Origin of the sequence: Serinicoccus sp. CUA-874 (genome assembly GCF_001942225.1) — a bacterium.
Lineage (GTDB): Bacteria > Actinomycetota > Actinomycetes > Actinomycetales > Dermatophilaceae > Ornithinicoccus > Ornithinicoccus marinus.
Genome location: NZ_MKJZ01000038.1, coordinates 169,025 through 181,087 on the forward strand (window position 1 = coordinate 169,025; position 12,063 = coordinate 181,087).

The 12,063-nt window shown below is 74.0% G+C and carries 14 protein-coding genes, 1 tRNA gene, 1 other RNA gene and 1 pseudogene; 11 read left to right on the forward strand and 6 right to left on the reverse strand.

Going from position 1 to position 12,063, the window contains the following annotated elements; all coding sequences use genetic code 11:
- Nucleotides 1-93: 93 nt before the first annotated feature.
- The 7 genes and pseudogenes from BJF80_RS20575 to BJF80_RS16605 form a co-directional block, all read left to right on the forward strand.
- Nucleotides 94-303 (forward strand): annotated as a pseudogene (locus BJF80_RS20575) (DUF3052 family protein); the annotation flags it as partial.
- Between the two features lie 166 nt (nucleotides 304-469).
- Complete coding sequence (locus BJF80_RS16580; RefSeq protein ID WP_237767674.1) at nucleotides 470-946, forward strand: peroxiredoxin; 477 nt, start codon at nucleotides 470-472, stop codon at nucleotides 944-946.
- Nucleotides 947-972: 26 nt separating this feature from the next.
- A tRNA-Val gene (locus BJF80_RS16585) sits at nucleotides 973-1,045 on the forward strand.
- A 1-nt stretch (nucleotide 1,046) separates the two neighbouring features.
- A complete protein-coding gene (locus tag BJF80_RS16590) occupies nucleotides 1,047-1,946 on the forward strand; it encodes a Nif3-like dinuclear metal center hexameric protein (protein WP_075815315.1) in 900 nt (299 codons plus the stop codon).
- 1 nt (nucleotide 1,947) lies between these two features.
- The gene (locus tag BJF80_RS16595; protein ID WP_075815317.1) at nucleotides 1,948-2,685 is read left to right on the forward strand and encodes a zinc ribbon domain-containing protein; all 738 of its coding nucleotides are present in this window, start codon (nucleotides 1,948-1,950) and stop codon (nucleotides 2,683-2,685) included.
- The gene (locus tag BJF80_RS16600) at nucleotides 2,682-3,428 is read left to right on the forward strand and encodes a histidine phosphatase family protein (protein WP_075815319.1); all 747 of its coding nucleotides are present in this window, start codon (nucleotides 2,682-2,684) and stop codon (nucleotides 3,426-3,428) included. Before BJF80_RS16595 ends, BJF80_RS16600 begins: the two co-directional genes overlap by 4 nt.
- Nucleotides 3,429-3,569: 141 nt before the next feature.
- A complete protein-coding gene (locus BJF80_RS16605; RefSeq protein ID WP_022925564.1) occupies nucleotides 3,570-3,881 on the forward strand; it encodes a hypothetical protein in 312 nt (103 codons plus the stop codon).
- A gap of 49 nt (nucleotides 3,882-3,930) precedes the next feature.
- On the opposite strand, the gene BJF80_RS16610 is transcribed toward BJF80_RS16605, so the two are convergent.
- Together BJF80_RS16610 and BJF80_RS21330 are read right to left on the reverse strand one after the other, a co-directional pair.
- Complete coding sequence (locus tag BJF80_RS16610) at nucleotides 3,931-4,512, reverse strand: YaaA family protein (protein ID WP_321166433.1); 582 nt, start codon at nucleotides 4,510-4,512, stop codon at nucleotides 3,931-3,933.
- On the reverse strand, nucleotides 4,509-4,676 hold the full coding sequence (locus BJF80_RS21330; RefSeq protein ID WP_321166434.1) for a hypothetical protein: 168 nt from the start codon (nucleotides 4,674-4,676) through the stop codon (nucleotides 4,509-4,511). Before BJF80_RS21330 ends, BJF80_RS16610 begins: the two co-directional genes overlap by 4 nt.
- A gap of 48 nt (nucleotides 4,677-4,724) precedes the next feature.
- Between BJF80_RS21330 and BJF80_RS16615 the strand changes: the two genes are divergently transcribed.
- Nucleotides 4,725-6,185 (forward strand): RNB domain-containing ribonuclease, encoded by a 1,461-nt coding sequence (locus tag BJF80_RS16615; protein WP_075815321.1) that lies wholly within the window; start codon nucleotides 4,725-4,727, stop codon nucleotides 6,183-6,185.
- A 5-nt stretch (nucleotides 6,186-6,190) separates the two neighbouring features.
- Complete coding sequence (locus BJF80_RS16620; RefSeq protein ID WP_075815395.1) at nucleotides 6,191-6,997, forward strand: HAD family hydrolase; 807 nt, start codon at nucleotides 6,191-6,193, stop codon at nucleotides 6,995-6,997.
- Here the strand turns inward: BJF80_RS16620 and rnpB are convergent.
- An RNA gene (gene rnpB / locus BJF80_RS16625) (RNase P RNA component class A) lies at nucleotides 6,991-7,373 on the reverse strand. The genes BJF80_RS16620 and rnpB overlap by 7 nt on opposite strands.
- Before the next feature lie 70 nt (nucleotides 7,374-7,443).
- Here rnpB and BJF80_RS16630 point away from each other — a divergent pair.
- A complete protein-coding gene (locus BJF80_RS16630) occupies nucleotides 7,444-8,538 on the forward strand; it encodes a VIT1/CCC1 transporter family protein (RefSeq protein ID WP_083673768.1) in 1,095 nt (364 codons plus the stop codon).
- A gap of 70 nt (nucleotides 8,539-8,608) precedes the next feature.
- Here the strand turns inward: BJF80_RS16630 and BJF80_RS16635 are convergent, their stop codons facing one another.
- Nucleotides 8,609-9,274 carry an MBL fold metallo-hydrolase gene (locus tag BJF80_RS16635; protein WP_075815325.1) on the reverse strand — a complete coding sequence of 222 codons (666 nt, stop codon included), beginning with the start codon at nucleotides 9,272-9,274 and terminating at the stop codon, nucleotides 8,609-8,611.
- A 38-nt stretch (nucleotides 9,275-9,312) separates the two neighbouring features.
- Between BJF80_RS16635 and BJF80_RS16640 the strand changes: the two genes are divergently transcribed.
- Nucleotides 9,313-10,770 carry a GuaB1 family IMP dehydrogenase-related protein gene (locus BJF80_RS16640; protein WP_075815327.1) on the forward strand — a complete coding sequence of 486 codons (1,458 nt, stop codon included), beginning with the start codon at nucleotides 9,313-9,315 and terminating at the stop codon, nucleotides 10,768-10,770.
- A 76-nt stretch (nucleotides 10,771-10,846) separates the two neighbouring features.
- Here the strand turns inward: BJF80_RS16640 and BJF80_RS18975 are convergent, their stop codons facing one another.
- Nucleotides 10,847-11,020, reverse strand: a complete 174-nt coding sequence (locus tag BJF80_RS18975; RefSeq protein ID WP_158068556.1) for a hypothetical protein — start codon at nucleotides 11,018-11,020, stop codon at nucleotides 10,847-10,849.
- 272 nt (nucleotides 11,021-11,292) lie between these two features.
- Complete coding sequence (gene ppgK, locus BJF80_RS16645) at nucleotides 11,293-12,051, reverse strand: polyphosphate--glucose phosphotransferase (RefSeq protein WP_022925557.1); 759 nt, start codon at nucleotides 12,049-12,051, stop codon at nucleotides 11,293-11,295.
- Nucleotides 12,052-12,063: the final 12 nt, after the last annotated feature.

The window sequence follows — 12,063 nt, forward strand, 5'->3', positions numbered from 1 at the left end:
GCGTGCTTGTCTTGTCACACCATGGACGAGCAGACCAGGACGGAGCAGCAGGCCGACGGCGAGGACCAGGGGGCCGACCCCCTGGTGGGACTCATGCGCAAGCTGGGGCTGCGCGAGGAGCAGATCGTCGTGGAGTACGGCGACGACGAGGACACCGAGCCCGGGGTCCGCGACGCGGCGGCCCAGGTGGTGGGCAGCCCGGTCGAGGGCGAGTCCTACGACGGGGTGGTCGACGTCGTGCTGCTGTGGTGGCGCGACGGCGAGGGCGACCTGGCCGACGAGCTCATGGACACCCTGACGACGCTCGAGGAGGGCGGCTCGATCGTCCTGCTCACCCCGGGCGCGGGCGCGAGGACCGGGTGCCGGCCGCCGACGTCCAGGACGCCTGCACGACCTGCTCGATGGTCGCCTCGGGTGCGGTCAACCTCGGTGGCTGGATCGGCCAGCGGCTGGTGGGCCGCAAGTGAGCGTGAGCGTGACGGGTTCGGCATACCCGCAGGTCGGCGAGCGCGCCCCGGAGCTGAGCCTGGTCGACCAGGAGGGCGCCACCCGGACCCTCTCCGAGGTCGTGCGCGACCGGCACGCGCTGCTGGTCTTCTACCCCTTCGCCTTCTCCTCGATCTGCACCGGCGAGCTGCTGGAGATCCAGCTCAACGTCGACGAGTTCGTCAACGACCGGGTGCAGGTCTACGGCATCTCCTGCGACCCGGTGCACGCGCTGCGGGCCTGGGCGGCGCGCGAGGGCTACCGCTTCCCGCTGCTGTCCGACTTCTGGCCGCACGGCGAGGCGGCGCGGGCCTACGGCGTCTTCGACGAGGAGTCCGGTATGTCGGTGCGCGGCACCTTCCTCGTCGACCCGACGATGACGGTGCGCTGGAACCTCGTGCACCCGCCCGGCGAGGCGCGCGAGATCGGCGCGCTCCACCGGGCCGTGCGCGACCTGTAAGAATGACGCACACTCCCTCGGGAGAGGGGCCTGTAGCTCAGTTGGTAGAGCGCCGCGTTTACACCGCGTAGGTCGTCGGTTCGAGCCCGGCCGGGCCCACGTGAACGCCACCGCACCCGGAGCCGACGTGCGGCTCGCCGACGTCGTGTCCGTCCTGGAGCAGCTCTACCCCCCGGCCACCGCGCAGTCCTGGGACCAGGTCGGCCTCGTCGCCGGTGACCCCGAGCAGCCGGTGCGGCGCGTGCTGCTCGCGGTGGACCCCACGCTCGACGTCGTCGCGGAGGCCGTCGCGGTGGGCGCCGACCTGGTGATCACCCACCACCCGCTGCTGCTGCGCGGCATCCACTCGGTGGCGACGACGAACGCCAAGGGGGCCACCGTCACCGAGCTCCTCGTGAACGACGTCGCCCTCTACTGCGCCCACACCAACGCCGACGTGGCCGACCCGGGGGTCGGGCAGGCCCTCGCGAGCGCCTGCGGGCTCGCGGCCACCGAGCCGCTGACGGTGAGCGAGGACCAGGAGCTCGGACGGGTGGGCGAGCTGGCCGAACCGGTGACCCTGCGCGCCTTCGCCGAGCGGCTGGCCGCGGCCCTGCCCGCCAGCGCCGGGGGCGTGCGGGTGAGCGGCGACCCCGACGGTCAGGTCTCGCGGGTGGCGCTGCTCGGCGGGGCGGGTGACGGCGAGTTCGCCGCGGTCCGGCGGGCGCGGGCCGACGTCTACGTCACCGCCGACCTGCGGCACCACCCCGCGCTGGAGGCGCGGGAGGAGGCGCGCGCGGCGCAGCGCGCCGGTGGTGCGGGCACGCCCTACCTCGTCGACGCGGGTCACTGGGCCAGCGAGTGGCTCTGGCTGCCGGGGCTGCGCGAGCTGCTGCGCAGCCGGCTCGACGTCCAGGTCGACCTGTCCACGTGCGCACCGACCCCTGGGACTTCGTCGTCGGGTGCGATGATCGCCCCCGGCGACCCGACGCCCCCGATCGACCCGAGCGAGGAGCACTGACGTGAAGGCCTCCCCCCAGATGCAGTCGCGCCTGCTGGAGCTGCAGGAGCTCGACACCACCCTGGCGCAGCTGGACCACCGGATGCGCAGCCTGCCCGAGCAGGTCGACATCACCCGGATGGAGGGCGAGGCGCCCGGGCTGGAGGCGGACGTCGTGCGCACGGGGACCGAGGTCGGTGACCTCGAGCGCGAGGTCGCCAAGGCCGAGGCCGCCGTGCAGCAGGTGCGCGACCGCGCCGCCCGGGACCAGCAGCGCCTGGACGCCGGCACCGGGAGCGCGAAGGACCTGCAGGGGCTGCAGCACGAGCTGGAGTCGCTCGCCCGCCGTCAGGGCGTGCTCGAGGACGAGGAGCTCGAGGTCATGGAGCGGGTCGAGCAGGCCCAGGCGGCCGAGCGCAACGCCACCACGGCCCGTGACGAGCACGCGGCACGCCTGGCGGAGCTGCGCGCGGTGCGTGACGAGAAGGCGGCGGGCATCACCGCCGAGCGGGAGCAGGTCGCCGCGGGGCGTGAGGCCATCGTGGCCGACCTGTCCGACGAGCTGGTCGCGCTCTACGAGCGGATGCGGGCGCAGACCGGGTCGGGCGCGGCGCCGCTGCAGCAGCGCCGGTGCGGGGGCTGCCGGCTGGAGCTCAACGCGGTCGACCTGGGACGGATCGCGGCGGCTGCCGAGGACGAGGTCGTCCGCTGCGAGGAGTGCGGCCGGATCCTGGTGCGGACGGCGGAGTCCGGCCTGTGACGGCGCGCGTCCCCGTCGGGCCACCGGACGGCGGGGGCGAGGGGGACGGCGGGACGGCTGCCGAGGTCGAGACCTATCTGTCGGACGAGACCGTCCCGGTGCTGGACGGGCCGACCCGGCTGGTCCTCGTGCGGCACGGGGTGACCGACTTCACGGTGCAGCACCGGATGGACGGGCGCGGGGGAGCCGACCCGGGCCTCAACGCGCAGGGACGGCGTCAGGCCGAGGCGGCCGCCGGTGCCGTCGCGGCGCTCCTGGGTCGCGCCGAGCACGGCCCGCCCCGCGTGGTGACCTCGTCGCTGGCGCGGGCCCGCGAGACGGGGGACCTGGTCGCCCGCGCGCTCGGCGTGGAGCCGGACGTGGACCGCGACTGGGACGAGCAGGGCTTCGGCGACTGGGACGGTCGGGCCATGCCCGCCCTGGCGGCGCAGGCCCCCAAGGATCTCGCGCGGCTGCGCAGCGACCGTGACTTCTCCCGGCCGGGTGGGGAGTCCCGTCGCGAGCTGGACCAGCGGGTGGCCGGGGCGCTCGACCGTGCCGTGGCCGGGGGCGGGACCGTCGTCGTCGCCACGCACCGGGTGGTGATCATGTCCGTCCTCTGCCGGCTCCTGGGCGTCGACCACGAGCGCGGCTGGAGCATCGCGACCGGCCCTGCCTCGCTCAGCGCGGTCGAGCTCTGGCCGGACGGCGGGATGCAGGTGGCCTTCGTCAACGACACGCACCACCTGCACGACCTGACCTGATCTCATCGCGACCGGCCTGGCCTGCCCGGACCCGGCCTGCCCACCTCTGGTCTGCACCTGTCTGCCCTGGCCGGGCCGAGCCGCGTCTGGGAGCCGGTTCGTCACTCAGGAGCCTCCTCGCTCGACACCGACCCGGCCGTCATGACGCCCGCATACGGCTACTTCCCGCTCCCCGAGGGCGAGGTCTTCACCCACGACGACGGGGTGACCTACACCGACGGCGACACCAGCGCGATCACCCAGCCGCGCAACGTCGAGTGGAGCCACTCCGTCTCCGAGATCCTCATGGCGCTCGTCGATGCCGGCCTGCAGGTCGTGTCCGTCGGCGAGCACCAGGACCTGCCGTGGCCGCAGCACCCGTCGATGACGGTCGAGGGAGACGCGTGGGTGCTGCCCGAGCCATGGCGCTCGCAGGTGCCGGTGGCGCTCAGCGTCGTCGCCCGCCGGCCCTGAGCAACCATTCGCGGCGCTCGGTCGGGTGGTGCGGGCGGGCCGCGGCTGCTCAGGCGGGCTGGACGTCCAGCGTCCACGGCGCGCCGGTGCGCGACGGCTCGTGCAGCGCGACCTCGAAGGCCGGCATCAGCAGGTCGAGGAGCGCGGCCGGCCGTCGCGGGTCGGCGGAGGTCTGGCACAGCGCCCGCGCCACGAGGCCGCGGGTGTGCTTGGCCATGTGCGTGGCGCCCGGCACGCGCACCTGGACCCAGCGCTCGGCCAGGCGCCCGGAGGGTGCCCAGGCGGCGGCATACGTGCTGGAGCGGCAGTCCACGACGAGCCCGCGCCCCGCCTCGGCCGACAGCACCGGGTCCAGCAGCGGGCGCCAGAACGACGCGAGCGGCCCGGTGCCCGGGAGGTTGACGGCCATCGACAGGCGGTAGGGCGCGAGCCGGTCGGTCATGCGGACCGAGCCGTAGAGCGCGGAGACGACCCGGAGCCGGGAGCCGGCGCGACGCGAGGAGGCGGCGTCGAGCGAGCCGAGGTCGAGCGCGTCGTAGAGCACCCCCGTGTAGAGGTCGCGGGCCGGCAGCGTGGGGGCGTCGTGCAACCGGGTGTTGCGCCCGATCTCGTCGGTGAGGTTGGGGCTCACACCCAGCGCGCGGGGGCGTCCGCAGCCGCGCTCACGTCGCGCAGCGCGTCCGCCACCTGCTGCCGTGCTGTGGTGAGCCCAGCGGCGCTGAGCCGCTCCCAGCGCAGCGGCGCGCCCCGCGTCCGGGTCGCCTTGGTCTCGGACGGGGGGAGCAGGATCAGCACCGCGCCAGGGTAGGTCAGGTGTCGGGGGCGACACGTAGGGTGTCGGCCATGGTCGAACGCGCAACCACCCTCGCCTGCGACCCGTCCGCGTCGGACACGGGGCGCCTGCTCACGCAGGCCTTCGAGCAGATCCGCACCGACCTCGAGGTGCGGCAGACCTTCCCGGACGCGGCGCTGGCCGAGGTCGAGCAGGGCGTCGCCGCGCCCGAGCTCCCGGAGCGTGACGAGACCGCCCTGGAGCTCATCACCATCGACCCGCCAGGCTCCATGGACCTGGACCAGGCGATGCACATCACCCGGGACGGGGAGGGCTACCGGGTGCGGTATGCCATCGCCGACGTCCCCGCGTTCCTCGCCGAGGGCGGTGCGCTGGACGCGGAGACGCGGCTGCGTGGGCAGACGATCTACTGCCCGGACACGCGGGTGCCGCTGCACCCGCCGGCCCTGAGCGAGGAGGCGGCGAGCCTGCTCCCGGACGCCGTGCGACCGGCATACCTCTGGGACATGCGGCTCACGGCGCAGGGGGAGCGCAGCAGCGCCGAGCTCTACCGCGCGATGGTGCGCTCGCGTCGGCGCTACACCTACGACGAGGTGCAGGGGCTGGTCGACGGCGGCGAGGCGGAGGAGACGCTGCTGCTGCTCAAGGAGGTCGGTGAGCTGCGGATCGCCCGCGAGATCGACCGGGGCGGAGCCAGCCTGCCGATGCCCGAGCAGGAGGTCGGGGTGGGCGAGCAGTGCGAGTACGACCTCACGCTGCGCCCGCTGCTGCCCGCCGAGGACTGGAACGCCCAGATCTCGCTGCTCACCGGCATGGTCGCCGCCCGCATCATGCTCGACGGTGGCGTGGGCATCCTGCGCACCATGCCCGAGCCGACCGACGGCGCGGTCGCCCGCTTCCGCCGGGAGGTCGAGGCGCTCGGCGCCAGTTGGCCGGAGGGTATGCCGTACGGCGAGTTCCTCCGCACGCTCGACAAGGGCGACACCCGTCACCTCGCCATCGTCAACGCCGCGACCTTCCTCTTCCGTGGCGCGGGCTACACCGCCTTCGACGGCGAGCTGCCCCCGGAGGACGAGCAGGTGCAGTCGGCCATCGCCGCCCCCTACGCCCACGTGACCGCGCCGCTGCGCCGGCTCGTGGACCGCTTCGGGCTCGCGGTGTGCGCGGCCCTGAGCGGGGGCCGCGACGTCCCGACCTGGGCGCGCGCGGCGTTGCCCGACCTGCCCGACGTCATGGAGGAGACCGGTCGCCGCGCCAAGGCCGTCGACCGGGCGTGCGTGACCGCTGTCGAGGCGGCCGTGCTGAGCGACCGGGTCGGCGAGGACTTCGAGGCGGTCGTCGTCGACGGGGTCGACGGCGGCCGCGTCCGGGTGCAGCTGCTCGACCCGCCGGTCAGCGATGTCGCCATCGGCAGCGCCCGGCTCGGCAGCGCGGTGACGGTCCGGGTCGAGCGGGCCGAGATCCTGGCCGGCGAGGTGGACCTGCGGATCGTGGGCCGGGACGACGGGTGAGCCGCGTGCCGCAGGCCCCCCGGGTCGTCGCGACCGACTGCGATGGCACGCTGCTGCGCTCCGACGGCACCGTCTCGCCCTATACCCGTGACGTCCTCGACCGGTGCTCCGAGGCAGGAGTGGTGGTCGTGCTCGTGACGGCCCGTCCGCCCCGGTGGATGCACGAGCTGGGTGACCTGGGCGTCACCGGCTTGGCCCTGTGCGGCAACGGCGCCTTCACCTATGACGTCGCCCGCCGCGAGGTGGTCGGCCACCGGCTGATCGGTGCCGACCTCACCGGCCGGCTGCTCCAGGACATCAAGGAGGGTGTGCCGGGTGCGCAGCTCGCGACCGAGTCCCTGCGCGGCTTCGCGCGGGAGCCCGACTTCGAGCGGGCCAGCGGACGGATCGACGGCGAGTGGCTGCGGGGGAGCCTGGGTGAGCTGGCGGCCGAGCCGGCCGGCAAGATCCTCGTCCGCCACGACGGCTGGGAGACCGAGGAGCTGAGCGCGCGGGTGGCGCAGGTCGTCGGCGACCGGGCGGAGGTGGCCCACTCCGGCGCGGTGCGGATGGCCGAGGTCACCGCCAGCGGCGTCACCAAGGCCCTGGCCATCTCGACCTGGTGCGCCGAGCAGCGCCGGCCGGTCGACGCCACCGAGGTCTGGGCCTTCGGCGACATGCCCAACGACATCCCGATGCTGGAGTGGGCCGGACGCGCGCACGCCGTGGCGAACGCGCATACCGACGTGCTCGCCGTCTGCGACGAGGTGGTCGCGAGCAACGACGAGGACGGCGTCGCCCGCGCCCTGGACGCGCTGCTGCGGGGTGGATGAGCCGGCCGGTACGCCGGGTTCTGTCCCCTCGCGCCGTCGCCGGCACTGCGAGGGTGGCGACCATCCATCTCGGACGTGCGTCACCGCACGCCTCCAGCGGCCTACCCGTGCGCTCGGGCGGGCAGCCCTCGGACGCGCACTGTCTGGCCTTGCTCCAGGTGGGGTTTACCGAGCCACGCCAGTCACCTGGCGTGCTGGTGGTCTCTTACACCACCCTTTCACCCTGACCCGCCACGAGGGCGGGCGGTCTGCTTTCTGTGGCACTGTCCCGCGGGTCGCCCCGGGTGGCCGTTAGCCACCACCTTGCCCTGTGGAGCCCGGACGTTCCTCGACGGGTCACCACGAGGGTGCCCGCCGCGGCCGCCTGGCCGACTCATCCACGGCGAGGATCATACCGGTGCCGGGAGGGCCTGGCGTCCTCTCGACCAGACGTAGACTCGGTGCGCGTGACGACCCGCCAGCCCGCGCCCGCCGACCTGCGTCGCTGGCGCCGCCACCTCGCCGACGAACGCGCCAACATCCAGGTCTTCCGCGACGTCGCCGCGCGCCGGCAGGGGGAGGAGCGCGACATCCTGCTGTCGCTCGCGCGGGCCGAGGAGCGGCACGCCGGGCACTGGATCGAGCTGCTGGGGGACCACGCGGAGCCCCCGCCGCGGGCCAACCTCAGCCACCGGGTGCAGGCCTGGCTGGCACGACGCTTCGGCATGGTCTTCGTGCTCGCGCTGCTGCAGCGGTCGAAGTCGGACAACCAGTATGCCCAGGAGCAGGACGCGGCGACCTCGATGGCCGCGGACGAGCAGGTCCACGAGGAGGTGCTGCGCGGCCTCGCCGCCCGAGGTCGGCTGCAGCTGTCCGGCAACTTCCGTGCCGCCGTCTTCGGTGCCAACGACGGTCTGGTCTCCAACCTGGCGCTCATCATGGGCATGGCCGGCACGGGCGTGTCAGGGGCGGTCGTCCTGGCGGCCGGCATGGCCGGGCTCCTGGCGGGGGCGCTGTCGATGGGGGCGGGGGAGTACATCTCGGTCCGCTCGGCGCGGGAGCTGCTCTCCGCCTCGCAGCCCGCCACCGGGACCCACCGGGCGCTGGGGGAGCTGGACCTGCAGACCAATGAGCTCGAGCTCGTCTACCGCGCCCGGGGCATGGACCGGGACCACGCCCGCGCCCGGGCCGCCGACGTGCTGGGGCAGGTCGCCCGGGCCGGGCACGCGCCGGAGGACGCCGTGCCGGCGGCGGCGACGGACGCCGACGACCAATACGCCGTCCTCAACCCCTGGGGCGCGGCGCTGGCCAGCTTCGGCTTCTTCGCCTCCGGCGCCCTGATCCCGGTGCTGCCCTACCTGCTCGGCGCGTCCGGGCTGGTCGCTGCAGGGATCGCGATGCTCCTGGTCGGGCTGGCGCTGCTCGTCACCGGCGCCGTGGTCGGCGTCCTCTCCGGGGCCTCGCCCCTGGCCCGGGGGGTGCGCCAGCTGCTCATCGGGTATGCCGCCGCCGTCGCCACCTACCTGCTCGGCCTGGCCTTCGGCGCCGCCGGCATCGGCTGACCGCCCGCGACCGGCCGCACGCTCTGTGTCGTTGGCCGCAAGCTGTGCGCCGACGGGCCGCACGGCCTGCTCAGAAGCGCGTCGCCCCGGCCCCACGCAGGTCCAGCAAATCGACCCCACCGTCGGCGCCGAAGTCACCGAGGTGCTTCAGGTACATCGCGCGGCCCCGATCGTTGAGCAGCCCGTCGTGGATCGGGACGATCCCTCGCGCCGGCGCGAGGCGTCGCACGAAGGCGATGCTCTCGGCGACCTTGCCCCAGGGCGCGCTGACCGGCACGCACAGCAGGTCCACCTGACCCGGCTCTCCGTCCAGGGCGTCGCCCGGGTGGTAGAGCACCGGCTCGCCCTCGGCGCGGATGACGACGCCGGTGTTGCCGACGCGCGGCACGTAGGGGTGGTTGTCGGCGTGCCGCTCGCCCACGCCGGTGAGCATCACCCCGGACCCGCCGAGCTGGACCGACCGGCCCGCGCCGAGGACCTCGACCCGGTCGGCATACCCCGCCTCGACGACCTTCCCAGCGGTCTCGGCCTCCATGAGCACCCGGGCGCCGGGGTTGGCGCCGAGCAGGTCGTCAGCCCGCTCGGGGTCGAGGTGGTCGGCGTGCTGGTGGGTGACGACCACCGCGGTGAGGTCGCGCAGCCCGTCGAAGTCGGAGAAGGCGCCCGGGTCGACGAGGATGCGCTCCCCGGCGACCTCGACGAGCAGGCAGGCATGTCCGAGGTGCGTGATCTGCATACCTCACTGTAGGCACCCAGGGCCTACCCTTGGGGCCCGTGGAGTTCCTCAACGGCACCGAGCCGGTGCACGACCTGACCTACAACGACGTCTTCATGGTGCCGTCCCGCTCGTCGGTGACCTCGCGTCTCGACGTCGACCTGACCACCGCCGACGGCACCGGGACCACGCTGCCGCTCGTCGTGGCCAACATGACGGCCGTCGCCGGGCGCCGGATGGCCGAGACCGTCGCCCGTCGCGGTGGCATCGCCGTCCTCCCGCAGGACATCCCGCTGCCGCAGGTGCGGGCGACGATCGAGCAGGTCAAGGCCAGCCACCCGCTCTACGAGACCCCGATCACCGTCGACCCCGCCGCGCCGGTGGCGCAGATGCTCTCGGTGATGTCCAAGCGGGCCCACCGCGCCGCGGTCGTCGTCGAGGACGGTGCCCCGGTCGGCATCGTCACCGAGGACGACACCGAGGGGGTGGATCGCTTCGCCTCGGTCCGGGACGTCATGGAGCCACCGCGGGTGGTCCTCGAGGACGGGGTCGACCCTCGGACCGCCTTCGACCAGCTCGAGCAGACCCGGGCGGGGATGGCGCCGGTCGTCGTCGACGGCCGGCTGCTCGGCGTCCTCACCCGGACCGGCATCGTCCGCTCGGGGATCTACACCCCTGCGCTGGACGGCGAGGGACGCCTGCGCGTGGGCGCCGCCGTGGGGATCAACGGGGACGTGCGGGCGAAGGCCGCCGACCTGCTGGCCGCCGGTGCCGACGTCCTCGTCGTCGACACCGCCCACGGGCACCAGGACAAGATGATCGACGCGCTGCCGCTCGTGGTCGCGGCCCGTGACGCGCACGAGGAGCGCACCGGGGTCCGGGTGGCCGTCGCCGCCGGCAACGTCGTCTCCCGCGCCGGCACCGAGGACCTCGTCGCGGCCGGTGCCGACATCGTCAAGGTGGGCGTGGGCCCCGGGGCGATGTGCACCACCCGGATGATGACGGGCGTGGGACGCCCGCAGTTCTCCGCCGTCCTCGAGTGCGCGGACGCCGCGCGGGAGCTCGGTGCGCAGGTGTGGGCGGACGGTGGCGTGAAGTACCCCCGCGACGTGGCCCTCGCGCTGGCCGCCGGCGCCGCCTCGGTCATGGTCGGCTCGTGGTTCGCCGGCACGCTGGAGTCGCCGGGCGACCTCATCCGGGATACCGACGGGCGGCACTACAAGGAGTCCTTCGGTATGGCCTCCGCCCGGGCGGTCCGCCACCGCACCCGGGAGATGTCGGCCTTCGACCGCGCCCGCGCGGCGCTCTTCGAGGAGGGCATCTCCTCCGGGCGGATGTTCGTCGACCCGGCCCGGCCGGGCGTCGAGGACCTCATCGACCAGATCGTCTCCGGGGTCCGTTCGGCCTTCACCTACGCCGGGGCGCGGACGATCGGGGAGTTCCACACCACCGCGGTGGTCGGCATCCAGGGTGCCGCGGGCTACGACGAGGGGCGCCCCCGGCATACCTCCTGGTGAGGGGGCGGGCGCCCGACTGTGCGCCGGTATGCCGTCTCCGAGCCCGCTCGTCAGCTGAGAGCCTCCCCGAGCAGGCTCACGAGTGCCGTCGAGGCGCGCGGACGACGCGCCCGTCGTCCACGATGCGGTACTGCGGGACGACCACGAGACCGAGGTCGGCGAGGAGCAGCCGGAGCAGGGTCTCCCCGGGTGACTCGCTGCTGGCATCGGCGAGTCGGATCGCCGCCCGCGCGCCACCGATCCCCGTCACGTGGACCTGCCGCTCCAGCGCCGCGTCGAGCTCGTCGACGGTGACCAGCTCGCGGTGCAGCGCCCGCCACGCGGGTCAGGAGCTTGCGCTGCACCAGGCGCCGCAGCACCTCGCGGTTGAAGCCGAGGGCCGCCGCCTCCCGGGTGGTGACGACGTGGTGGTGCGTGGTGAGGAAGGCCTGGAGCTCGGGGTGCATGGGTCCACGCTGTCGCACCGGCGTCCAGACGAGGGGGGACGCACGGAGGCGCTGGACTGGACCGAACCCGCGGCCCTCAGCCCAGGTGCTGCGCCTGCCAGGCGGCGCCGATGATGCCGGCGTCGTTCTTCAGCTGGGCCGGCACGATGGGCGCGCGCGTGTGCAGCAGCGGAAGGTACTTGTCCGCCTTCTTGGAGATGCCGCCGCCGACGATGATGAGGTCGGGCCAGAGCAGGTCCTCCACGTGGGAGTAGTAGCGCTGCAGCCGGTCGGCCCAGTCCTCCCACGACAGGTCCTCGTTCTCCCGGGCGCTGCTCGCGGCGCGCGTCTCCGCGTCGTGCCCGTCCAGCTCCAGGTGGCCGAGCTCGGTGTTGGGCAGCAGCTCGCCGTTCATGAACAGCGCGGTGCCGATCCCGGTGCCGAGCGTGGTCAGCAGGACGACGCCGTCGTTGCCCCGCCCCGCGCCGTAGTGCATCTCCGCGACGCCCGCGGCGTCCGCGTCGTTGACGACGTGCACCTGCCGCCCGACCCGCTCGGTGAAGAGCGCGTCGGCATCGGTGCCGATCCAGGACTGGTCGATGTTGGCCGCGGTCCGCACCGTGCCGTGGTGCACGACGGCCGGGACCGTGATGCCCACCGGCTGCTTCTTGCCGATCTCGTCCTCGAAGTGCTCGACGATCTCGGCGACGACCTCGGCCACCGCCTCGGGCGTCGACTCCTCCGGCGTCGGGATGCGTTGCCGTTCGGTCGCGAACTCGCCCTCCTTGAGGTCGACCGGTGCCCCTTTGATGCCGCTGCCACCGATGTCGATGCCCAGACCGTGCTTCTTTGCCATGGTGTCCTCCCT